This window comes from Haloarcula limicola, assembly GCF_010119205.1.
In the GTDB taxonomy this organism is placed as follows: Archaea; Halobacteriota; Halobacteria; order Halobacteriales; family Haloarculaceae; genus Haloarcula; species Haloarcula limicola.
Genome location: NZ_WRXM01000001.1, coordinates 799,637 through 821,664 on the forward strand (window position 1 = coordinate 799,637; position 22,028 = coordinate 821,664).

General features: G+C 66.9%; 25 protein-coding genes. 12 read left to right on the forward strand and 13 right to left on the reverse strand.

Annotated features, from left to right (window positions below; genetic code table 11):
• From GO488_RS04140 to thiC, 3 genes are all read right to left on the reverse strand, one after another.
• On the reverse strand, positions 1–294 hold the full coding sequence (locus GO488_RS04140; RefSeq protein WP_162315764.1) for a glycine zipper 2TM domain-containing protein: 294 nt from the start codon (positions 292–294) through the stop codon (positions 1–3).
• A 74-nt stretch (positions 295–368) separates the two neighbouring features.
• Complete coding sequence (locus GO488_RS04145) at positions 369–1,193, reverse strand: hypothetical protein (RefSeq protein WP_162316529.1); 825 nt, start codon at positions 1,191–1,193, stop codon at positions 369–371.
• Positions 1,194–1,476: 283 nt separating this feature from the next.
• Positions 1,477–2,910, reverse strand: coding sequence for a phosphomethylpyrimidine synthase ThiC (gene thiC / locus GO488_RS04150; protein ID WP_162316530.1), 1,434 nt, complete (start codon positions 2,908–2,910; stop codon positions 1,477–1,479).
• A 96-nt stretch (positions 2,911–3,006) separates the two neighbouring features.
• Between thiC and GO488_RS04155 the strand changes: the two genes are divergently transcribed.
• Positions 3,007–3,891: an extracellular solute-binding protein gene (locus GO488_RS04155; RefSeq protein ID WP_162316531.1), complete on the forward strand. Its 885-nt coding sequence runs from the start codon at positions 3,007–3,009 to the stop codon at positions 3,889–3,891.
• Positions 3,866–4,666, forward strand: a complete 801-nt coding sequence (locus GO488_RS04160; protein ID WP_162316532.1) for a molybdate ABC transporter permease subunit — start codon at positions 3,866–3,868, stop codon at positions 4,664–4,666. Before GO488_RS04155 ends, GO488_RS04160 begins: the two co-directional genes overlap by 26 nt.
• 306 nt (positions 4,667–4,972) lie before the next feature.
• On the opposite strand, the gene moaC is transcribed toward GO488_RS04160, so the two are convergent.
• The 4 genes from moaC to pyrB form a co-directional block, all read right to left on the reverse strand.
• Positions 4,973–5,449, reverse strand: coding sequence for a cyclic pyranopterin monophosphate synthase MoaC (moaC, locus tag GO488_RS04165; protein ID WP_162316533.1), 477 nt, complete (start codon positions 5,447–5,449; stop codon positions 4,973–4,975).
• 177 nt (positions 5,450–5,626) lie between these two features.
• Positions 5,627–6,151: a MogA/MoaB family molybdenum cofactor biosynthesis protein gene (locus GO488_RS04170; RefSeq protein WP_162316534.1), complete on the reverse strand. Its 525-nt coding sequence runs from the start codon at positions 6,149–6,151 to the stop codon at positions 5,627–5,629.
• Positions 6,152–6,242: 91 nt separating this feature from the next.
• The gene (gene pyrI / locus GO488_RS04175) at positions 6,243–6,713 is read right to left on the reverse strand and encodes an aspartate carbamoyltransferase regulatory subunit (RefSeq protein ID WP_162316535.1); all 471 of its coding nucleotides are present in this window, start codon (positions 6,711–6,713) and stop codon (positions 6,243–6,245) included.
• Complete coding sequence (gene pyrB, locus GO488_RS04180) at positions 6,710–7,624, reverse strand: aspartate carbamoyltransferase (RefSeq protein WP_162316536.1); 915 nt, start codon at positions 7,622–7,624, stop codon at positions 6,710–6,712. Before pyrB ends, pyrI begins: the two co-directional genes overlap by 4 nt.
• Before the next feature lie 149 nt (positions 7,625–7,773).
• Here pyrB and GO488_RS04185 point away from each other — a divergent pair, with 149 nt between their 5' ends.
• From GO488_RS04185 to GO488_RS04200, 4 genes are all read left to right on the forward strand, one after another.
• Positions 7,774–8,403, forward strand: coding sequence for a MinD/ParA family ATP-binding protein (locus tag GO488_RS04185; protein ID WP_162316537.1), 630 nt, complete (start codon positions 7,774–7,776; stop codon positions 8,401–8,403).
• A gap of 29 nt (positions 8,404–8,432) precedes the next feature.
• Positions 8,433–9,062, forward strand: a complete 630-nt coding sequence (locus GO488_RS04190) for an RAD55 family ATPase (RefSeq protein ID WP_162316538.1) — start codon at positions 8,433–8,435, stop codon at positions 9,060–9,062.
• A gap of 461 nt (positions 9,063–9,523) precedes the next feature.
• Positions 9,524–9,808: an AbrB/MazE/SpoVT family DNA-binding domain-containing protein gene (locus GO488_RS04195; protein ID WP_162316539.1), complete on the forward strand. Its 285-nt coding sequence runs from the start codon at positions 9,524–9,526 to the stop codon at positions 9,806–9,808.
• On the forward strand, positions 9,801–10,268 hold the full coding sequence (locus GO488_RS04200; RefSeq protein WP_162316540.1) for a hypothetical protein: 468 nt from the start codon (positions 9,801–9,803) through the stop codon (positions 10,266–10,268). Before GO488_RS04195 ends, GO488_RS04200 begins: the two co-directional genes overlap by 8 nt.
• 270 nt (positions 10,269–10,538) lie before the next feature.
• Here the strand turns inward: GO488_RS04200 and GO488_RS04205 are convergent, their stop codons facing one another.
• Positions 10,539–11,495 (reverse strand): FKBP-type peptidyl-prolyl cis-trans isomerase, encoded by a 957-nt coding sequence (locus GO488_RS04205; RefSeq protein WP_162316541.1) that lies wholly within the window; start codon positions 11,493–11,495, stop codon positions 10,539–10,541.
• Positions 11,496–11,545: 50 nt separating this feature from the next.
• On the reverse strand, positions 11,546–12,580 hold the full coding sequence (locus GO488_RS04210) for a threonine ammonia-lyase (protein WP_162316542.1): 1,035 nt from the start codon (positions 12,578–12,580) through the stop codon (positions 11,546–11,548).
• 94 nt (positions 12,581–12,674) lie between these two features.
• Between GO488_RS04210 and cyaB the strand changes: the two genes are divergently transcribed.
• The 4 genes from cyaB (at position 12,675) to GO488_RS04230 (ending at position 15,790) form a co-directional block, all read left to right on the forward strand.
• A complete protein-coding gene (gene cyaB / locus GO488_RS04215; protein WP_162316543.1) occupies positions 12,675–13,220 on the forward strand; it encodes a class IV adenylate cyclase in 546 nt (181 codons plus the stop codon).
• A 59-nt stretch (positions 13,221–13,279) separates the two neighbouring features.
• Positions 13,280–14,482 (forward strand): methionine adenosyltransferase, encoded by a 1,203-nt coding sequence (locus tag GO488_RS04220; protein WP_162316544.1) that lies wholly within the window; start codon positions 13,280–13,282, stop codon positions 14,480–14,482.
• 183 nt (positions 14,483–14,665) lie between these two features.
• The gene (locus GO488_RS04225; RefSeq protein WP_162316545.1) at positions 14,666–15,070 is read left to right on the forward strand and encodes a carboxymuconolactone decarboxylase family protein; all 405 of its coding nucleotides are present in this window, start codon (positions 14,666–14,668) and stop codon (positions 15,068–15,070) included.
• A gap of 429 nt (positions 15,071–15,499) precedes the next feature.
• Positions 15,500–15,790 carry a transcriptional regulator gene (locus GO488_RS04230; protein ID WP_162316546.1) on the forward strand — a complete coding sequence of 97 codons (291 nt, stop codon included), beginning with the start codon at positions 15,500–15,502 and terminating at the stop codon, positions 15,788–15,790.
• Positions 15,791–15,830: 40 nt separating this feature from the next.
• Here GO488_RS04230 and GO488_RS04235 read toward each other — a convergent pair whose 3' ends face one another.
• A complete protein-coding gene (locus GO488_RS04235) occupies positions 15,831–16,247 on the reverse strand; it encodes a Rieske (2Fe-2S) protein (RefSeq protein WP_162316547.1) in 417 nt (138 codons plus the stop codon).
• 113 nt (positions 16,248–16,360) lie between these two features.
• Here GO488_RS04235 and GO488_RS04240 point away from each other — a divergent pair, with 113 nt between their 5' ends.
• Both GO488_RS04240 and GO488_RS04245 read left to right on the forward strand, forming a co-directional pair.
• Positions 16,361–17,419, forward strand: coding sequence for a saccharopine dehydrogenase family protein (locus GO488_RS04240; protein WP_162316548.1), 1,059 nt, complete (start codon positions 16,361–16,363; stop codon positions 17,417–17,419).
• A gap of 284 nt (positions 17,420–17,703) precedes the next feature.
• Positions 17,704–19,002: an alpha-amylase domain-containing protein gene (locus tag GO488_RS04245; RefSeq protein WP_162316549.1), complete on the forward strand. Its 1,299-nt coding sequence runs from the start codon at positions 17,704–17,706 to the stop codon at positions 19,000–19,002.
• 22 nt (positions 19,003–19,024) lie between these two features.
• Here the strand turns inward: GO488_RS04245 and GO488_RS04250 are convergent, their stop codons facing one another.
• Genes GO488_RS04250 through pabB form a run of 3 tightly spaced genes read right to left on the reverse strand, consistent with a single transcriptional unit; the run spans position 19,025 to position 22,019 of the window.
• Positions 19,025–19,897, reverse strand: a complete 873-nt coding sequence (locus GO488_RS04250; protein WP_162316550.1) for an aminotransferase class IV — start codon at positions 19,895–19,897, stop codon at positions 19,025–19,027.
• A complete protein-coding gene (locus tag GO488_RS04255) occupies positions 19,882–20,550 on the reverse strand; it encodes an anthranilate synthase component II (protein ID WP_162316551.1) in 669 nt (222 codons plus the stop codon). Before GO488_RS04255 ends, GO488_RS04250 begins: the two co-directional genes overlap by 16 nt.
• Positions 20,547–22,019: an aminodeoxychorismate synthase, component I gene (gene pabB, locus GO488_RS04260; RefSeq protein WP_162316552.1), complete on the reverse strand. Its 1,473-nt coding sequence runs from the start codon at positions 22,017–22,019 to the stop codon at positions 20,547–20,549. Before pabB ends, GO488_RS04255 begins: the two co-directional genes overlap by 4 nt.
• Between the last annotated feature and the right edge of the window lie 9 nt (positions 22,020–22,028).

Sequence of the window (22,028 nt, forward strand, 5' to 3'; positions counted from 1 at the left end):
TTACGCTTGCTCTTGGCTCTGTGACTCCGCGGACTGCTTGGACCGGCGCGACTTGGCCTTCTCGACGAACGGCGCGGCCACGCCCAGGTTGTCGGAGGTCGTCGAGCGCGCTTTCTCCACGAACGGCGCGGCGCTGGCCCACTTCTCGCCGACGAATGCGCCCACGAGGGCACCGAAGCCAGCGCCGGTGCTGGCGGCGCTCCGACCGACGAGTCCGCCGAGCGCGCCGCCGACTGCGCCGCCGATTGCTGCGTACTTTGCCCGACTGACCGCTCGTCCGACGCGTTCTTTCATACGTGTACTGTCGGGGGTCGGACGTATAAAAGTGACCGCCGAGAGCCGACATGTAGCTCTCGGATCACGTCCGCTCACTCCGGTCCGTAGGACTTCCCCTCGCGGGCATCGGCGTTCATCCGCCGCACCGTCGCTCGGGCGTTGCTGGCGTCGTAGCCGAACAGCACCGAACGACCGTACTCCTCGGCGACCTCGACCGCCTTGGCGAGGTCGTCTACGTCGACGTCGACGGCGTACAGTTCGATGCTGAACGGGGCGTCGAGGCGGTCGACGAACCCCTTTGCGAGTATCTCCAGCCAGTAGGTCGTCGAGTAGGCCATGTCGTAGATGGGGACGACGAACTCGTCGGCGTACTCCGAGATATCGTCGACGCTGACGCCGGTGCGGGCTTCCAGATGGCCCGGGTAGGGGTCGGGATAGACGGTCACGTAGAGGTCGCCCGGCACGCGCTCTCGGGCGTCGGCGACGAACTCCGTGATGACGTTCGTGCGCCACGCCGACCAGTCCTCGAACTCGCTCTCGGCGAACTTCCGCTCGCAGCGCTCGCAGTGGCAGTACTCCTCTCGGGGGAACCCCACGTCGTCTAAGCGCACGTCCTCGTTGACGCCGGCGGCCTCCTCGATGATGTCGAGCAGCCCCTCGCGGTAGCGCTCGTGGGTCGGACAGACGTACGTCCAGTCGAAGTACGGTTCGTTCCGCGTCGCGGCGGTGCCCTCGTCGTCGAACGCCAGCAGTTCCTCCTCGCCCTCGACGGCGTTGTCCCCGAAACACGACACCATGTTGACCGCGTCCTCGATGGGTTCGACGGCCCGGCCGGTGACGTCTTTGACCTCGTAGAACGCCCGGTCGAACTCGGACCACCGGGTCTCCTCCTCGTTGCGCGTGACGACGCCGTACATGGGCGGCCGTAGGACGGTAGGCCGGGTAAGGGTTCTGAAAAGGGTGGTCGGAAACGATGCGACTGCGTCACCCCCGCGCTATCGCTTGGTGGCGTACACCAGCACGAGGGCGACGACGGCGACCAGGGCAAGTACCTTCTTCGACATCGTTTCGAGATGCGAACGGCGCTCGTAAAATACTATCGCTCAGATGACCACTCGATCATACTGGTGGCTGTAAGTTCGTAAAGATATTCGCCACCCCAGGGTGGCGAATTACTTCAGTTTGTTACAGCCACCAGTATCAGTCGTCGTCGGCCCGCGTCGCGTCGTCCGGTGTCCCGTCGTCCGTCGCCGCGGCGTCGTGCGTCCCGACCGGCGGGCGGTTGACCTCGGCGGCCGCGGTCGCCGACGCGTCGGTTCGGTCGTCGCCATCGGTCTCGATGTCGGCCATCTCGCCGCTCTCGCGGGCGTCCTGGTCGATGCGCATCGAGCAGAAGTCGACGCCGCACATCGAGCAGAAACGGGCGTCCTCGTAGTTGTCGCCGGGCAGGGTCTGGTCGTGGTACTCGCGGGCGCGGTCGGGGTCCAGCGCCAGTTCGAACTGCTCGCGCCAGTCGAAGGCGTAGCGGGCCTCCGAGAGCGCGTCGTCCCACGCGCGAGCGCCGTCCCGCCCGTCGGCCACGTCGGCGGCGTGGGCGGCGATCCGGTACGCGGCCAGTCCCTCCCGAACGTCCTCTTCCTCGGGGAGACCGAGGTGCTCTTTGGGCGTGACGTAACACAACATCGCGGCACCGGCGCGGGCTGCCTCCGTCGCGCCGATGGCGCTCGTGATGTGGTCGTAGCCCGGCGCGACGTCGGTCACCAGCGGCCCGAGGACGTAGAACGGCGCGCCGTCGCAGACCTCCCGCTGGCGCTCGACCTGTCCGGCGATCTGGTCCATCGGCACGTGACCCGGCCCCTCGACCATCACCTGTACGCCGTGATTCCACGCCGTCCGCGTGAGTTCGCCGAGCGTGTCCAACTCGGCGAACTGCGCGTCGTCGCCCGAATCCGCGAGACAGCCGGGTCGGAGGCCGTCGCCGAGGCTGAACGTCACGTCGTGCTCGACGAATATCTCGCATATCTCGTCGAATTTCGCGTACAGCGGGTTCTGCATCCCGTTTTCCTCTATCCACCGTGCGAGGATGGACCCGCCGCGCGAGACGATGCCGGTCTTGCGGCCGTCGGTCAGTGGCAGGTGTTCCAGCAGGACACCGGCGTGTATCGTCATGTAGTCGACGCCCTGTCCGGCCTGTTTCTCGATGACGTCGAGCAGTAGTTCGTGAGTGATGTCGGTCGCGTCGCCGGCGCGCTTGACGGCCTCGTATATCGGCACCGTGCCGATGGGGACCGGCGAGCGCTCGACGTTCGCCTCCCGGATCGCGTCCAGGTCGCTCCCCGTCGAGAGATCCATTACGGTGTCAGCCCCGTAGTGGACGGCGGTGTGCAGTTTCGACAGTTCGCTTTCGATATCGCTCGTCTCCTCGCTGTTGCCGATGTTGGCGTTGACTTTCGTTCCGAACGCCCGGCCAATGACCATCGGGTCCAGCGCCTCGTGCCGAACGTTGTTCGGGATCACGGCCTGCCCCTCGGCGACTCGCTCGCGGACGAACTCCGGCGAGACGCGCTCCCTCTCGGCGACTCGGTCCATCGCTTCCGTGACGGTACCGCGCCGTGCAGCCTCCAGTTGCGTCATGGATAATCTAGTTATATTACTGAGTTATAAATCTGGGGTCGGCGGTTCTCGCGCGCATCCGAACAGCAAAGTGGGCGACTCGCCAATCCCGATGTGATGAGTGACTGGCGTCGGCGGGACGTCCTCGCCGCCCTCGGCAGCGGCGTCGTCGCCGGAATCGGTGGGTGCTCCGGACTGGCACAGTCCCGGGTACGGACGCTCGTCGCCGGGAGCATGCAAGCGGCCGCGAGCGGGACTCTCCAGCGGGAGACGACCGCCGAGCTGGCAGTCGAATCGCACGGCTCCGTCCACGCCGCGCGGCTCGTCGCCGACGGGAAGCGCGACCCCGGTATACTGGCACTGGCCGACCCGGCGCTGTTCGAGCGACTCCTCGAAACGCCGTGGCACGCCGTCGTCGCCGGCAACGAACTGGTGCTCTCGTACAACCCGAAGACCGACGGCGGCCAACGGGTCGCCGACGCGCAGACGTGGACCGCACCGCTAACCGAGGACGGCGTCTCCTTCGGCCGGACCGACCCCGACCTCGACCCGCTGGGCTACCGGACGGTCTTCGCGCTCGAACTGGCGGCTCGCCGGCGCGACGAACCGACGCTCGCCGAGGACGTACTGGAACCGGACCAGCGCTACCCCGAGACGCAACTGCTGGCGCAGTTCGAGACCGGGAGCGTCGACGCCGCCGTCGTCTATCGGAGCATGGCCGTCGAGCGCGACTACCCCTTCCGGGAACTGCCGCCGGCCGTCAACCTCGGCGACCCCGCCTTCGCAGACGAGTACGCGTCGGTCCGGTACGAACTCCCCGACGGGACCGTCGCCCGCGGGTCGCCCATCGAGTACGCCGCGACCCGCCGAACCGACGACGACGCGACGACAGCGGTGTTCGAAACGATGCTCGCGGGTTCGTGGTTGAGCGAACACGGTTTCACCGTCCGCGACCAGTACCCGCGTATGGAGGGCGATGTCCCGAACGGTCTCCGAGGCTGAGACGCCGACCCGCGGCGCCGGTCCCGAACTCCGACACCTCGTTCCGGTCCTCGGAGCGGTGCTGCTGCTGTACTTCGTCGTCCCGCTCGCCGTTCTCGCGGTGACGTACTCGCCGACCGCGCTGACGCAGGTGACCGCGGGATACGTCGTCGACGCCGCGACGACCTCGCTGGCGGCCGCGCTCGCCAGTACGGCCATCGCGCTCGTCTTCGGCTTACCGCTCGCCTACTGGCTCTCGCGAAGCGACCACGCTCTCGCGACGCTGGCGCTCGGCGTCGTCGTCCTCCCGCTGGTCCTGCCGCCCATCGTCAGCGGGATGCTCCTGCTGACCGTCGTCGGTCCGGCGGGGCTGGGGGGGCTCACGGACCTCCGTCTGACTCGCTCACTGATCGGCGTCGTCGCCGCACAGACGTTCGTCGCCGCGCCGTTCTTCGTCGTGACGGCGAAGGCCGCCTTCGACGGCGTCGACGACCACTTCGAGGAAGCGGCCCGCTCGCTCGGTCGGAGCTGGGGCGAGACGATGCGGTCGGTGACGGTCCCCTTAGCGAAACCCGGAATTCTCGCGGGTCTCGTCCTCACGTTCGCCCGAGCGCTCGGCGAGTTCGGTGCGACGATGATGCTCGCGTACTACCCGCGCACCCTCCCGGTCCAGATCTGGGCGTCGTTCATCTCGACGGGACTGGACGCCGCGCTCCCCGTCGCCGTCATCCTGCTCAGCGTCGCGCTCGGGACGCTACTCGTCGTGCACGCGCTTCGGGCGACGCCGTGGCGGTGACCGCGGGTCAAGGAGGCTTCCGGGTCATCGAATCCTAGATGACTGACCGGCACAGGTCCCGGTTCGGTCAGTACGGACCACCTTTTTCCCGGTCGGGATTCCTCGCTCGCTTCGCTCGCTGCGGGACCCCTCCCGGCAAAAACGTGGGCGAAAAAGGCCGACGGCTCGGCGATGCCTCGCCGTCGGTGAACCACGCTCGCTCCGCTCGCGTGGATGCTTACAATCAGTACGCAACCCTAACTAACGGCTATTTCGAGTAGGAATCTTCAGAAAATATGATTTTTTATCAGCGTCGACCTGCTCCTATCAGGCGCGCTCGACCGACTTCTCCACGACGCGAACGTTTTCGATGGCGGTCACCGGATATTCGCCGTCGTCGTCCTTCTCGCTGGCTTTCACCATGTCCCAGACGACGTTCAGTCCGGTCGTCACGCCCTCCAGCGCTTCCATCTCACAGCCCGTCTTGCCGACCGTCTCGACGGCGACGGTGAGTTCGACCGCGCCCTCGTTCACGTCGAATTCGACGTCGACGTTCGTGATGGGGATCTGGTGACACATCGGAATCGTCTCCCACGTGTGTTTGACGGCCTGGATCGCGCCGATACGCGCCGTCGCCAACACGTCTCCCTTCGCCACGTCGTCCGTAGTGATGGCGTCGACCGTGCTCTCCGAGAGGCGGATCTCGCCTCGGGCGACCGCCCGGCGCTCGCTGTCGGCCTTCTCGCCGACGTCGACCATCTGTGCGTCCCCGTCGTCGTCGACGTGCGTGAACTCGTCGCTCATGCCCGAGGGTAGCCGGACGCGCCGCAAAACGGTGGCGGGTTCGCTGCTTCTTCGACGGCTGTTCGCTTTTCGAGGGTCTTCCCTGCGGTCAGACCCTCGCTCCTGTTCCACGGTTCGCTGTCTCGCGGGCAGTGCCCGCTCGACTCGTCGAGGGTCTTCCCTGCGGTCAGACCCTCGCTATCGCCTCACCAGCCCGAGCAGATGCCCGACGGCGGGCGCTATCAGCTCCTCGCTCCCGAGGCGGGCGGCGTTCTCGCTACCGGGCAGACAGAAGACGAGCCGGTCGTCGACGACGCCCGCCGTCGCCCGCGAGGCCATCGCCATCGGGCCGACCTCCTCGTAAGAGAGCCAGCGGAACAGCTCGCCGAAGCCGGGTATCTCGCGGTCGAACAGCGCGCCGACGGCCTCGACGGTCACGTCGTCCTCGGTCAGGCCGGTGCCGCCCGTCGTCACGACGACGTCCGCACCGTCGTCAAGCGCCGCGGCGACGGCATCCGCGATCGCGGCGGCGTCGTCGTCGGCGAGCCGGCGGTCAAGCACCTCGTGGCCGGTGTCTTCGAGAGCCGCTTCGATAGCGTCGCCGCCGGGGTCGTCGTCCAGTGATCGCGAGGAGGTGACGGTGAGGACGCCCACCGCTACAGCGTCCGCGTCGTGGTGATGATGGCCGCCGTCGTGGTGGTCATCGTCGTGATCGTGACTCATGTGCGGTGACAGTCGCCGGCGAGTGAAAAACTGTCGGCGGGCTCGTCGGACCGTGAGCGATCGCGACACGACCGAATGCGCGGACGAGCGCTCAGTCGGCGAGGATGTGCGCCGGCAGTTCGTCGCGGATGATGGTGTCGCAGTACTCACAGCGCACGCCGTCGTCGACGACGGCGAAGCGGGACTGAACCGGTTCGTCCTCGGTCGTGATGCAGTTGTGGTTCGGGCATTCGAGGACGCCCACGACCACGGAGGGGCGCTCGACGCGGTGTTTCTCGACGACGTCGTAATCACGGACGATGTTGATGGACGCGGCTGGCGCGATGAGCGAGAGGACGTCGACCTCGTTCTGGGAGAGCTCCCGACCCTCGACCTTCACGATGTCTTTCTTGCCCAAGCGGTCCGACGGCATGTTCATCGCCACGGAGACGGACTCGCCGCTGGTGCCGTCGATACCGAGGATGGCGAGGACGTTCAGGGCCTGTCCGCCCGTGATGTGGTCGATGACGGTACCGTTCTGAATCTTCGAGACGCGGAGCTGTTGGTCGTCGTCGCCGCTCATGCTTCACCTCCGAGTATCAGGTCCAGAAGCGCCATTCGAACCGGGACGCCGTTGTGGGCCTGCTGGAAGTACTTCGCGTGGTCGGTCGCGTCGACGTCGTGTGCGATCTCGTCGACGCGCGGCAGCGGATGCATCACCGTCAAGTCGTCTTTCGCCGATTCCAGGGTGTCGCTGTCGATCTGGTACTGGCCGGCGACCTCGCGGTATTCGCTCTCGTCGGGGAAGCGCTCGCGCTGGATGCGGGTGACGTAGAGCACGTCCAGTTCGGGCAGGACTTCCTCCAACCCGGTGTGTTCGCGGACCTCGGCTCCCTCCTGGTGGAGGTCGTAGCGAACCGAGCGGGGCAGTTGCAGCGATTCGGGGCTGACGAAGTGCTGGCGGGCGTCGACGTTCGTCAGGGCGTGGGCCAGCGAGTGGACCGTCCGACCGTACTTCAGGTCGCCCATGATGCCGATGGTGAGGTCGTCGAACCCCGCGTTCTCCCGAATCGTGTAGAGGTCGAGCAGGGTCTGGGTCGGATGCTGACCCGCCCCGTCGCCGGCGTTGACCAGCGGCACGTCGACGAACTCGCTGGCCATCTTCGCCGACCCCTCCATCGGGTGGCGGAGCACGAGCGCGTCGGCGTACCCCTCGACGACGCGGACCGTGTCGGCCAGCGACTCCCCCTTCTTGACGCTCGACGATTCGACCGAGCCCATGTCGACGATGTCGCCCCCGAGGCGCTTCATCGCCGTCATGAAGCTCATCTTCGTCCGCGTGCTCGGCTCGAAGAAGAGCATCCCGAGCAGCGTGTTCGCGTGCCGGTCCGCGAACGCCGCCGGGTCCTCGGCGATGTCGGCCGCGTGGTCGAGCACCTCCTCGATGTCGGCCCGCGACAGCTGTTTCGCGCTGATGATGTGGTCGTGCCGCATCTCACTCGGAAGCGCGCCCCCGACGCTCTTGAATCTCCCGACACGCCCCCAACGGCCACGATTTTTGACCATTTCCGCCGCCCGACGCGGCCGTCGCCGATGTGTTCGCTCGCCAAGGGTTCAAGGCCGATGCCGGAGCGAGGACCGGTATGTTCGCAATCGCTGGCGGCAAAGGGGGCTGCGGGAAGACGACGACGGCGCTGGGTCTGGCTCGCGGACTCGCGACGCTCGGTGATCGCCCGCTCGTGGCCGACGCCGACCTCGACATGCCCGACCTCCATCACCGAGCGGGAGTCGACCACGCTGCCGGCGTCGCCGCCGTCGCCGGCGGTGAACGGCCGACCGCCGTCGCCGCGTCGTCGCCGCGGTTTCCGGATATCGATATCCTGCCGTGTCGAGAGAGCGACACCGCGACGGCCGCGTCGGCGTTCGAGCGACTCCACCGCTGTAACCGACCCGTCCTCCTCGACTGCCCGGCGGGGGCCAGCCCGGCCGCGGCAGCGCCGCTTCGAGCCGCCGACCGAACCGTCCTCGTCTCGACGCCGGACGAGCAGAGCCTGCAGGACACCGCCAAGACGGCGGCGATGGCGCGCCAACTCGACGCGCCGCCCGCACTCCTCGTTCTCGTCCGCAGCGCCGGCCGCGTCGATCCCTCGCCGCTGTTCGACTGCCGGCGAGTCGTCCACGTGCCGAGACTACCATCACCGCCGCTCCGAACCGACGAATCGGCCGCTCGATACCTGAACGGGGCGAAAATATTGTCCAAGCGGAATACTTAATCGGATGGACGTGGCTATATGCTGGTGACATGGTGAACCGGCTGCGGACGGGCATCGACGTCCTCGACAGGAAGCTCGACGGCGGGATCCCCGCCGGGAGCATCGTCGCCCTCACCGCCCAGCCGGCCAGCCAGGCGGAGCTGTTCCTCTACGAACTCACCGCCACCCGCGGCACGCTGTGGCTCTCGCTCGACCGCACCGCCGAGTCGATCGTCGCCAGCATCGAGCAGACGCCGGCCAACACCGGCGACCCGACGGTGCGACACATCTCGGGCGAGGCCCCCCTCGACAACGCCGGGAAGCTCGTCTCGGCGCTCCCCGAGACCTCGAACCTGATCGTGGACCCGCTGGACGTCCTCGAAGCGCAGGAGCCGCCCTCGCGCTTTCGCGCGTTCATGAACGACCTCCAGAACCACATCGTCAACACCGGTAGCTTGGCCATCCTCCACTGTCTGGACGGCCGGGACGTCCCGCCGCTCCGCGATACGACCGAGCACTTCGCCGACGTGGTGTTCCAGCTCAAGACCACCACCACCGGCGACGAGGTGGAGAACCGCCTCGCCGTCCCGAAGTTCCGCGCCGGTCGCGCTCCCAGCGACGTCATCAAACTCGACCTCGTCGAGGAGGTCAGCATCGACACGAGCCGGGATATCGCCTAGGCACCACCACCTTTTTCTTCGTCGGGTTTCCTCGCGCCGCGAAGCGGCGCTGTGGGAACCACTCTCTGCTCACGGGCGCGGAGCGCCCGTTCGCATGGTCAGCGGGACCGCAGGTCCCGCTCGACTCGCAAAAACGTGGGCGAAAAAGGCCGGAAGTCGCGGCGTCGCCGCGACTTCCGGGGAAACCGCTCGCCGGTGGCGAGCGGTATGCTTCACCCATCAGCCTGCCTCCCCCGTCTTCGTGAGCGGCGCGAACGAAGGCTCGTCAGAGTCGTCCGAGGGAGCTACGCTCTCTCGTGATCCCGGAAGAGCGCACGACGCTCTTTCCGGACGACTCCGCTCTGACGGTGGGTCGCGCGACGGAGCGCGCTCCCGGCCCACCGCCCCGGCTGCCAGCAGCACAGTTCAGACGAGGAACATTGAGCGAAGCGGTTATACGATTTCCCACTCGAAGTGGGAATATGACCAAGGTAGATTCGAAGGGGCGGATCGTCCTCCCGCAGGAGGTGCGAAAGCGTCTCGGCATCTCTCCGGGCTCAGAAGTCGAAGTCCGCGAAGAAGACGGGAAAGCGGTCGTCGAACCCGAAGACGACCCCGAGGAGATTATTGACCGAATGGAGAAACTCGTCGGAGAAACGTCGGTAGAACGCGGGGAGACGACGCCGTTCGACGGCGGCGCTCGCCCGACGGCACAGAAGCACAGAGACGCGATTCGACGCGGAGCCGAGAGAAACGGCGATGAGTGACGCCGGCGGTCCGTATCTCTTCGACGTCGGTGTCATCGCGCTCGCACACACCGACGCCCCGGTTCGGGACACAGCACTCTCGTACGTTCGAGATGCCATCACCGGCGAGATCGATGCCGTGGTCCCGTATCCGGCGCTATTCGGAGCGCACACCGTCCTGACGACGTACTACGGTCGCTCGAACGAGGACGCGTCTCGGCTACTACAGAACTTCATGGACGCGAAGCGAATCCACTGGTACGGCGAGATGTCAGAGGCGGGCGTTCGAGACGGGTTCTCGCAGGCGACTGCCGCGAACGTCGGCGGCTGGGACGGATACTACGCGCAGGTCGCCGTCGAGGAGGGCGTAAACACCGTCTTGACTATCGACGACGACTTCGAGCGATTCGACGCGTTCGATACCGAGATCATCCTCTCCGCCGACGAATTTGCCGAACTGAATCGGTTTCTCGGGAGCTGAGGCTCCCACCTGCCACGTTCCGCTATCCGGCCGCACCGCTCAAGTTCGCGAATAAAGCGAGAATCGGGAGTCGGCGTTACTCTTCGGCGCCTTCGATCTCGTCGACGATCTCGTCGGCGTCGACGTCGGCGTCTTCCAGCGCTTCCTCGCGACCTTTTTCCCGCTCGGGTGGCCTGTGGCCACCACTCGCGGCAAAAACGTCGGCGAAAAAGCCCGAATCCTCACTTCGTTCGGATTCGGTGAAACCGCGCCTTCGGCGCGGTATACTGTCTATTCTTCGGCGCCTTCGATCTCGTCGACGATCTCGTCGGCGTCGACGTCGGCGTCTTCCAGCGCTTCCTCGATGTCAGCGCCGCCGGCACCGCCCATGCCGCCCATCATGCCGCCCATTCCCATGCCCATGCCGCCGCCGAGCTCCTCCTGGACGATGATCCGGTCGACGTCGAGCAGCTGGGTGAGCTGCTGGGCGATCTGCTGCTTGCCCATCATCCACTGCTGGTTCATCGTCAGCTGCGGCGTGGCCTCGATGTAGAGCGTGTCCTTCTCGACCTCGACGGTCTCGAACTCGGGCTCGCCCTCGTCGTCCTCGTCGGACTCGACGGGCTGCTCCTCCTCGACGGTGTCCGTCTCGAACCAGAGGTCCAGCTCCATGTCGAGCATCATCTGGATGATGCCCTGTGCCTTCTCCTCGCGGTCCGTGACTTCTTCGACGATCTCGTAGTCGTACTCGACGTCCTTACCGGCCAGCGGGTGGTTGAAGTCCACGCGGGCGCGGCCGCCGATGATCGTCTCGACGTGGCCGTGCTGGCCGTCGACGTCGACGTGCGCGCCGGGGTAGCGGTCGTCCTCCGGGATCTTGTCCTTCGAAATGGTGCGGACCTCTTCCTCGTCGTACTCGCCGAAGGCGTCGGCGGCGGCGATGGTGACGCTGCCCTCGTCGCCGACCTCCTTGCCGTAGATGTCTTCCTCGACGTCCGGGAAGATGTGGTTCTCGCCGAGGACGATAGTTCGGGGACCGAACTCCTGCTCTTCGGTGTCGATGCCGTCGTCGGCGGCGACCTCCTCGTCCGTCGTGTCCACGAGTTGCCCGTCCTCGACGGTGCGGGCGGTGTAGGCGAGTTTGACGACGTCGCCCTCCTGCAGGCCGCTCTCGGTCTCTTCGTCGGCCGTCGCTTCTTCGGCTTCCGCTTCTACGTCTTCTGTGTCGGCCTCGGAGTCGTTGCTCATACCCTGTTGGTCTGTCGTGCCACTCTTAAGAACAACGTTTCCCGTCGGACCTACGCGGGGTAGTCGCTCTCCTCGAGCATCCGCGCTAACTTCTCGCGGTCGATGTTGCGCCCCGAGACCGGGATGACGACGGTCTCGCCGGCGATCTCGTCGCCGGCCCGTAGCGCGGCGGCGACGGCGGTGGCACAGGCCCCCTCGATGAGGAGCCGCTCGTCACAGAACATGCGAGCCACGCCGTCGCGGATGTCGGCCTCCGAGACGAGGCGGAAGTCGGCGAGGCCGTCCCGCAGGATGCCCATCGTCAGCGCGAACGGGACGCGGGTCGCCACGCCCTCGGCCGTCGTCTCCATCCGGTCGTGTGCTTCGAGGGTGTCCTCCGTCCACGCGCGGTACATCGCCGGAGCGGCCTCGGACTGGACGCCGACGACGTCCGCCTCCAGCAGTTCGCCGACGGTGAGCGCGTAGCCGACCGCGGAGGTGCCGCCGCCGACGGGACAGAACACGCGGTCCACGTCCGGTAGCTCGTCGACGATCTCCAGGCCCGCGGTGCCGACGCCGGCGAGCAGTTTCGGCTCGTTACCGGAGTGCACGTAGCGCGCGCCCCGCTCGATCGCGAGTTCCTCGATGTGCTCGCGGGCGGCGTCGTAGTCGGGACCGTGCTGGATGACCTCCGCGCCGAGTCGCTCCATCGCGGCCACCTTCCCGGAGTTGGCCTCGGCGGGCACGCCGATGGTGACCGGGACGCCGAACTCCCGGCCGGCCCACGCGATAGACTGCCCGTGGTTGCCGGAACTCGCGGTGATGAGGCCGCGCTCGCGGAACTCGGAGTCCAGCGACGCGACGAGGTTCACCCCGCCGCGGACTTTGAACGCGCCCGTGGGGAGAGTGTCTTCCCGCTTCAGGTACACCTCGGCGTCGAGTTCGGCCGAGAGGGTCTCGCAGCGGACCAGCGGCGTCGTCGGGAGGTGCTGGCGGACGACGCGCCGCGCGCGAACGACGTCGGCCGTCGTCGGCGGCGTGAGGTCGTGATACGGGAAGACGGTCGTCTCGTCGGGGGACTCGACAGGTTCGTAGCGACCGTCCATACACTGTACCGGTGCGTTGGGACGGTAAAGTCTTCCCGGAGCGCGTCGCGCCGGCAACGCAACCCCTATTGACCGCCCCGACCGACGCTGGCGCATGTACGAGGTCGAAGTGAAGGTCGCCGCGGACTTAGACGCCGTCGCCGGCCGACTGGACGAACTGGGGGCCGAACGCACCGGCGACGTCCGGCAGGTCGACGTCTACTACGACGCGCCCCACCGCGACTTCGCGGAGACGGACGAGGCGCTGCGGGTCCGTCGGGAGACGCGCGACGGCGAGACGGAGACGCGCATCACGTACAAGGGGCCGCTCGTCGAGCGCGAGTCGAAGACGCGCGAGGAGGTCGAGACCGGCGTCGCCGACGGCGAGAAGGCCGATGCGATCTTCGAACAGTTGGGATTCGAGCCCGCGGCGACCGTCCGAAAGGACCGCCGGTTCTACCGCTACGACGGCTACACGGTGACGCTCGACGCCGTCGAGGACGTCGGCGAGTTCGTCGAGGTCGAGACCGAGACGAACGAGGGCGGCGTCGAGGCGGCGCGCGAGGGCGCGTTCGAGGTACTCCGCGAACTCGGCCTCGACCCCGAGGACCAGACGCGCACGTCGTATCTCGGGCTCCTGCTCGATGATGCGGGTGAGTAATCTTTCGACGGCGATCGGTTCCCGTAAGTTATAGAACCCGCCGCGGCGAACGTCGGGCAATGACTGACCGAAATATCCACGTCCAGCCCGAGAGCGGGTTGGCCGTCGAGGACCAGAACGTCGAAATCGTCGAGCGCAAGGGGATCGGCCACCCCGACTCCATCTGTGACGGCGTCGCCGAGAGCGTCTCACGCGCGCTCGCCCAGACGTACCTCGACCGCGTGGGCAAAGTCCTCCACTACAACACGGACGAGACGCAACTGGTCGCCGGCACCGCGGCCCCGGCCTACGACGGCGGCGAGGTGCTCGAACCCATCTACCTGCTCATCGTCGGCCGCGCGACCAAGGAGTACGAGGGCCAGCGCATCCCCGCCGAGAGCATCGCGCTGAAGGCCGCCCGCGAGTATCTCGACGAGCGCTTCCCGTTCCTCGACGTGGGCGGGGACATCATCGTCGACGTGGAACTCGGCGAGGGGTCGGGCGACCTCCAGAGCGTCTTCGGCGAGGAGGGGACCGTCCCGATGGCCAACGACACCAGTTACGGCGTCGGCCACGCGCCGCTCTCCGAGACCGAACAGATCGTCTACAACACCGAGCACGGACTCACGGGCGAGTACGCCGAAGAGAACCCCGTCGTCGGCCAGGACGTGAAGGTGATGGGCAAGCGCGAGGGCGACCACATCGACGTGACCGTCGCCGTGGCGATGGTCGACGAACACGTGAGCGACCTCTACGAGTACAAGGACGCCGTCGAGGGCGTCCGCGAGTACGTCAGCGACCTCGCTACCGAGTACACCGACCGCGACGTCACCGTCCACGTCAACACCGCCGACGACTACGACGAGGAGTCGATCTACCTCACGACGACCGGCACGAGCGCCGAGCAGGGCGACGACGGCTCCGTCGGCCGCGGCAACCGCGCCAACGGCCTCATCACGCCCAACCGGCCGATGAGCATGGAGGCCACCTCGGGGAAGAACCCCGTCAACCACATCGGGAAGATCTACAACATCCTCTCGACGGAGATCGCCCAGTCCGTCGCCGACGAGGTCGACGGCATCCGTCAGCTCCAGCTGCGCCTCCTCTCGCAGATCGGGTCGCCCATCGACGAGCCGCACGTCGCCGACGCCATGCTCGTCACCGAGGACGGGGTCGCCGTCGGCGACATCGAAGACGAGGTCCGCGAGGCCGTCGACGCGGAACTGGCCGACGTGACCGGCGTGACCCGGAAGGTCATCGAGGGCGACGTCTCGACGTTCTAGGTCGCCTCGCTGACCGTACCGACCGATTTTACCGAGCTTTCTCCCGCCCCCCTTTCGGTCCGCGAAATCCGTCGTCCTGTCAGGTAGTCACGGCCAGTCGATCCGCCGGCGAACCGCTCGCAGCGATCGCGTGTGGTGTGTCACCACATAACTACGTTTTCGGGAGAGCGACAGAGAGACGCTATGGCGACCCAAGAGTCACCGACCGACGTCGAACAGGAGATAACGGATACGTTCGGGATGGTCCCGACGCCGTTGGATTCGATCCCCGAAGACGACATGGCCGGCGAGTGGCACTTCTTCCGGAAGTACACCGTCGGAGAGAGCGAGATCCCGCCGAAGTACCGGGAGCTGATGGGACTTGCCGTCGCGGCGAACATCAAGTGTCCGTACTGCATCCACTTCCACCGCAAGGCCGCGGCGATGCACGGCGCGACCGACGAGGAACTCGAAGAGGTCGTGTCGCTCGCGAGCCTCACCTCGCGGTACAGCGCGATGATCCACGCGCTGGAGTACGACCTGGACCAGTTCAAGGACGAGGTCGCGGAGATGGCCGAACACCTCGAAGCGCAGGCCGCGGACGACTGAGACGGCCTTGTCAGTCTCGACTGACCAGCTGCTATTTGCGAGGAGGCGGGCGGTAGAGAACGTGTGAACCGGCCGTCGCCCCGCCAACACTATCTGTCTCAAATCCATACAACTCATTGTATCATGTTACCATACATCTCGCGAACTGACCGATCGGCCTTCGAGCGAGTCCGCGACGCGATACTCAACCGCGACGACCCCGAGCGAGACGACAATCCGACAGATCCGGGAGCGCCGACGCCGGGGTGACTGCACCGGGCGCTCTCGATAGCTCGCGGCCGTTGCAACCACGACTCGCCGCTCGGCAGACGCGGGGACAGAGAGTTCCGCGGAGAAACGATGGGAGCGATTTCCAGCGAATCGGAGCCCGAGAGGCCCCAACGGCAACGGTCGCACAAGACCTATTACCGTTGCTTGCCAAGTTATCGCATGCGCGAGGCAAGTCGAACGACGCGCCAGCGCATCGCCGACCGATTGCGCGATGAGCCGATGGCCGCCGGGACGATCGCTCGAACGTTCGAGATACGGACCAACACCGCTCTCACACACGTCGAACACATCGCGAAGTCGCTCGACTCCACGGACGAGCAGTTGCTCGTCGCGCCGCCCGAGTGCGAGCGCTGTGGCTTCACTGACTTCGATGACCTGACGAACCGGCCGAGCCGGTGCCCGGAGTGCAAAGCCGAGAGCGTCGCCGAACCCGCCTATCGAATAGGCTGACGCCCAAGAGCGTCTACTGGAGCCGAATCGGCGGCCCGGTCTACTGACCGGAGAAGCCGATGCGCCCGCCCGAAGAGAGGTCGTGGTCGCCCGACGGTCCCCGCTTCTCGAACTCGTAGCGGTCGTCGACCAGGTAGACCTCCCCGTCTTCGACGGTCACTTCGACTTCCGCCAGCACCGCGCCCTCACAGGGACCGAAGGTGCAGGCCCCCGAGTCGGCTTCGAACGTCGCACCGTGTTTCTCACAGACCAGTTCGTCCTCGCGCATCGTCGCGCCGCTGCCCTTGTCGAGTCGGATGTCCCGCCAGTGGGGGCAGTAGTTCTCGAAGGCGACGACGCCGTCGGTCAGGCGCACGAGGATGGCTTCCTCGGTGTCGAACCCGTCGCGGACAGTAAAGAGGAGGCTGCCGTCCTCGGGCACCTCGCTGACCGCGGCGATTCGGCTCTCCTCGTCCATATCGTTTCGGTGTACGCGAGTGGGTCGTTTCAACGTCCCGGTCGAGACAGGTACTGCGCGGTCGGCGCTTCTATGCGGCCAACGCTTTTCCACGCGTCCGGAGAACGGCGTGTATGAGCGAGTTGGTCATCTACGGATCCTACGGCTACACGGGGAAACTCATCGTCGAAGCCGCCGTCGACCGGGGTTTCGACCCGGTGTTGGCCGGGCGGAACCGGGAGAAGATCGATCGGCAGGCGGCCGAACTCGGCTGCGAGTTCGAGGTCGTCGGACTCGACGAACCGAAGGTGCTCGATATGTTGCTCGAGGACGCGACGGCGGTCCTCCACTGCGCCGGCCCGTTCTCGCGGACGTGGGAGCCGATGGTCGACGCCTGCGTCAGGACCGGGACGCACTACCTCGACATCACCGGCGAACTCGGCGTGTTCGAGGCCATCCACGACCGGGACGAGGAGGCCGAGGCGGCCGACGTGATGCTCTTGCCCGGCGTCGGCTTCGACGTGGTGCCGACCGATTGTCTGGCCGCCCACCTCGCCGAGCGGCTGCCCGACGCCGACGCGCTCGAACTGGCCTTCCACGCCGAGATGGGCGTCTCCCGGGGCACGGCGAAGACGATGGTCGAACACGTCGACGAGGGCGGGGCGGTCCGGCGGAACGGCCGCATCGAGCGCGTCGGACAGGCCCACCAGTCACGCACCGTCGACTTCGGCTGGGGTCACGACGGGATGCACGCCGCCGCGATCCCGTGGGGCGACGTCTCGACGGCCTACTACACGACCGGTATCCCGAACATCACCGTCTACATGTCGATGCCCGAACGCGCCGCTCGCCAGCAGCGCATCGCCGGGATGTTCTCGCCAGTCCTCGGCCTTCCGCCGGTGAAAGCCGGGTTGAAGTGGATCATCGAGCAGACGACCGACGGTCCGAACGCCGAGGAGCGCGCGTCCGAGCGGAGCTACGTCTGGGGGGAGGCCCGAACTGCCGACGGCGAGCGCGTCGTCAGCCGACTGCGCGGCCCGCACACCTACTCGCTGACCGCTGAGACGGCGCTCGCCGTCGCCCGTCGCGTCCTCGACGGTGAGGCACCGACCGGCTTTCAGACGCCCGCGGGCGCGTACGGGCCGGACCTCGTGCTGGAGGTCGACGGCGTCGAACGCGAGGACGTCGTCTGAACGCGCTGCGGTCGCAGTCCGAGATCGGGCTAAGTTGCCTCATTTTTGATTGGTAACGAGACAGCTCTTCGGAGCCCTCACCGGCTGCCGAAGTTCGCGCGCGCCTCGACGGCTATATCCGGACTGTTCCGATGACGTGCCAGTCTCCGAACAACTTCGTAGACGTATATATTGGGAGCCTATAACATCCTTATCTTTAATGTTATGTAGTAATTCATCACGCGTTGTGGGATGCCAGTAGATCCCACACGGAATGCGACTGACGACCAAGGGAAACCACGAAGATGACACGACAGTTCGCAGGGGGAAGCGAGGACTTCTCCCGACGTGACGTACTCAGAGGCATGGGCGCACTCGGCGCGGCGGCGACGGGTGCTTCACTGACGACGGGCGGCGCGCAGGCGGTGGGTTCCAGCGCGGTGTATCAGTACTACCACACCGACTGGACGCAGGTCGAGAGCGACCTCTCGACTATCGCCGCACAGGGCTACGACGCGATTCAGGTGCCGCCGGCGCAGTACAGCCGGTTAGACAGGAGCCATCAGGAGGGCGTCACCGACCCGCCGCTCGGCTACCAGCCGGTCGATCTCAAGAACTTCGACAGCGTCTTCGGCACCGAAGCGGAGTACCAGTCGATGGTGGACGAGGCCCACAATCAGGGCCTCGACGTGATTGCGGACGCCGTCGTCAACCACATGGCGGCGAACGACGACTTCCGCGGCGCGCCCGGCATCACCTTCGACGACCTGCCGTACTTCAGCGAGCGGGATTTCCACCCGGAAGATTCGATAGACTACTCCGACCCGGAGTCCGTCGAGAACGACTGGCTCGTCGGGCTGAAAGACCTCAAGCAGGAGTCGTCGTACGTTCGCGGGCAGATACAGGATTACGTGCAGAAGTACGCTAACCTCGGCGTCGACGGCATCCGCTGGGACGCGGTCAAACACGTCCCCGAGTGGTTCTTCGAGGACTACGCCAACGAGTGGGCCGACGACCTCGGCCTCTGGACAGTCGGCGAATGCCTCGACGGTTCGGTCGACTACTGCATGCAGTACGCCAATACCGGGATGTCGGTGACCGACTACCCGCTGTACTACAAGATGAAAGACGCGTTCAAGCCCTACGGCGACCTGCGAGCGCTGGACGGGGCCGGCGTCGTCGACCAGTCGCCCTATCAGGCGCTCACATTCGTCTCGAATCACGACAGCGGCCCGCCGAAACTGGAGAAACTCGCCTACGCGTACATCTTGACTTACGAGGGATATCCCCGCGTCTACAGCAACCGCGTCGGCGTCAGCGACGGCGACATCCAGAACCTGCTCTGGATTCGGAACAACCTCGCCGGCGGAGCGGCCTACACGCGCCACTCCTCCAGCCCGCTGTACGTCTTCGAGCGGTACAACAACCTGCTCGTCGGACTCAACCGGACGGGCAGCTGGCGCTCGGCGAACGTCTATACGTCGTGGTCGAACACGACGCTGAACGACTACACGGGCCACGCGGGCGACATCTCGACCGGCAGCGGCGGCTACACGAACGTCTCGGTCCCGCCGGAGAGTTGGGTCTGTTACGCGCCGTACTGACGAGTCCGCGCTCCCGCTTTTTTCAGTAGTGTGCAGCCTCGATACGCTCGTCGAACAGCCGCTGGAGCAGTTTCGTCATCGGCCCGGTACCGACCTTGATGCCGTCGACGGTCGCTATCGGGCGGATCTCCCAGGTCGAGTTGGTGAGAAACGCCTCGTCCGCGTTTCGCAGGTCATCGAGCGAGTAGCGGCCCGTCTCGACCGGGAACTCCTCCTCGCGGGCCAGTTCCATCACCACGTCGCGGGTCACGCCCGGCAGGAGGTCGAGATCCGCGCCCGGCGTCCGCAGCGCGTTCTCGGCGACGAAGAAGACGTTGCTCGTCGCGCCCTCGGCGACGTTGCCGTCGATATCGCGCATCAGGCACTCGTCGGCCGGGTCGCCGCCGGCGGCCGCCCGGCGGAGTTCGAGCTTGCCGAGGATACCGTTGAGGTAGTTGTGCGTCTTCACGTCGGCCGGGACCGCCTCGCTCGGCGTCCGCCGGGTCCGAACCGTCTGGACGGCCGCCGGACCGTCCCAGGCCCGCTTCCCGTCGCGTCCGCCGCGCGGCAGTTCCTTGCAGATGACGACGACCGTCGGGTCCACCTCGTGTCCGGGCGTGAGCTTGCCGGGCTGGACGCCGCGCGTGACCGAGACCTTGAGATACGCCTCCGAGAGGTCGTTCGCGGCGAGCGTCTCGTCGACTCGCGCTCGCAGGTCGTCGGGCACGGCGTCGGCGAAGCCGAGCGTCTCGGCGGTGTGCTGGAGGCGGTTTCGGTGCGCCTCCCACTCGAAGGGGTCGCCGCCGTAGACCCGCAGCGTCTCGAAGCCCGCGTCGCCGTACATGAACCCGCGGTCCAGCACCGATACCGTGGCGTCGTCTTCCGGGACGAGTTCGCCGTCTACGTGGTATTGCATGAGAGACAGAAGTTCTCGACCATCGTCTTCCCGTGGTCGGTCAGGATGCTTTCGGGGTGGAACTGGACGCCGACGTGGGGCGCGTCGCGGTGGCGGACCGCCATCACGACGTCTTCCGCCGCGTCCTCGACGGTGTGAGCGGTCTCTTCGAGGACGTCGGGTAAGCCCTCGCGGCCGACGGCCAGCGAGTGGTACCGGCCCACCTCGACCGGGTCCGGGACGTCGGCGAAGACGCCGGTGCCGTCGTGGGTCACTTTCGAGGACTTGCCGTGGACGACGGCCTCGGCGTGGCCGACCGAGGCTCCGTTGGCCGCACACAGCGCCTGATGACCGAGACAGACGCCCAGCGTCGGGTAGCGCAGGTCGGCGAAGATCGGCATAGAGACGCCCGCGTCCTCGGGCGTCCCCGGCCCCGGCGAGACGACGATGCCGTCGGGGTCGAGGTCGCGGATCTCCGCGACGGTGACGGCGTCGTTGCGGCGGACGATCACGTCGTCCTCGCTCCCCCCGAGTCGGCAGACGACCTCGCCGACGTACTGGACGAGGTTGTACGCGAACGAGTCGTAGTTGTCGACGACGAGGACGGTCGGTGCGAGCGCGTCGCCGGGCGTCGCGCCGCGAGCGCGCCGGTCGCCGCCGAGTCGGTCGCTCACCGCGTCCCCTCCACCGAGAAGTCCGCTCGCCGGCCGAGCGCCTCGTCGACGGCGTTGACGAGCGCTCGCCCCTTATCCAGCGTCTCGTCGTACTCGCTGTCGGGGTCCGAGTCGTGGACGACGCCCGCGCCGACCCGGAGGTGGTACTCGTCGGCGTACCGGACCAGCGTGCGGATGACGATGTTGAGTGTCGCTCGCCCGTCGAAGCCGAAGACGCCGATAGAGCCGGTGTAGGGACCGCGGCGGGTTTCCTCCACCTCGTCGATGATATCCATCGTCCGGGGTTTGGGCGCGCCAGTGATGGTGCCGCCGGGGAACACCGCCGCGATAGCGTCTTCGAGCGTGGCGCTCGCTCGCAGTCGCCCCTCGACTTCCGAGACGAGATGCATCACCTCGGAGTAGCGGTCGACGCGGCGGTAGTCGGTCACCTCGACCGTGCCGAAGCGGCTCACCTTCCCGAGGTCGTTGCGCTCTAAGTCGACGAGCATCGCGTGTTCGGCCCGCTCCTTCTCGTCGGCCAGTAGGTCGGCCTCTAACTGGTCGTCGACCTCGGGCGTCTCCCCGCGGGGGCGGGTCCCGGCGATCGGTTCGGTGACGAGGCGGTCGCCGTCGCGGTGGAGCAGCAGTTCCGGACTGGCGCTGACGAGGTCGACGCCGGGGAACTCGACGAGCGCCGAGTAGGGGGCCGGATTCACCGTTCGAAGGGCGTCGAACGCCTCGACGGGGTGGACCGCCGCGGGCGCGCTCAGTCGCTGTGAGACGTTCGCCTGAAAGGTGTCGCCGTCGCGGATGTACCGCTTGACCGTCCGCACGCGCTCCGCGAACGACTCGCGGGTGCAGTCGCTCTCGAACTCGGCGGCGTCCGTCTCGACCGGCGGGTCCTCGACGCTGTGGTCGCCCTTGGTGGCCTCGCGGGCGAGCTCCAGCGCGTGTCGCTTGCCGAACTCGTAGGCTCGTTCGACGGAATCGTACTCGTCGAGCCGAGGGCACGCGGTCACGGTGAGTGCGACCGGCCCGTCGCCGCGCGGCTCTTCCCACGCCGCGAGGCGGTCGTAGGTGGCGACCTGCAACTGCGGCAGCGCTCGGTCGGCGACCGCGCTCTCGGGGAGCGTCTCCAGCTCGCGGGCCACGTCGTAGGAGAGCCAGCCGATCGCCCCGCACGGATACGGAACCGAGCAGTCGCCGCGAACCAGCGTCTCGCCGTCGAGCAGTTCGCCGAGCGCCGCGAGCGTCTCGCCGTCGTCGGCACCGACCTCGAGGAAGTCCGCGGGTGCCGTCCCGAAGTACCCCCACCCCGACTGGCCGCCCGTCGTCGCCAGATAGACGCCGCCGCCGGGGTCGCGCGCCCGCCGGTAGGCGAGAAAGGGATCATCGACGGTGACGCGGGCCGCGACCGGGACCCGCGCCGCCTTCGGGGCGTCAGACGCGAGTCGCTCGAACGTGTCGCGATCCGTCTCGACCGTTGGCATTACCGGGGA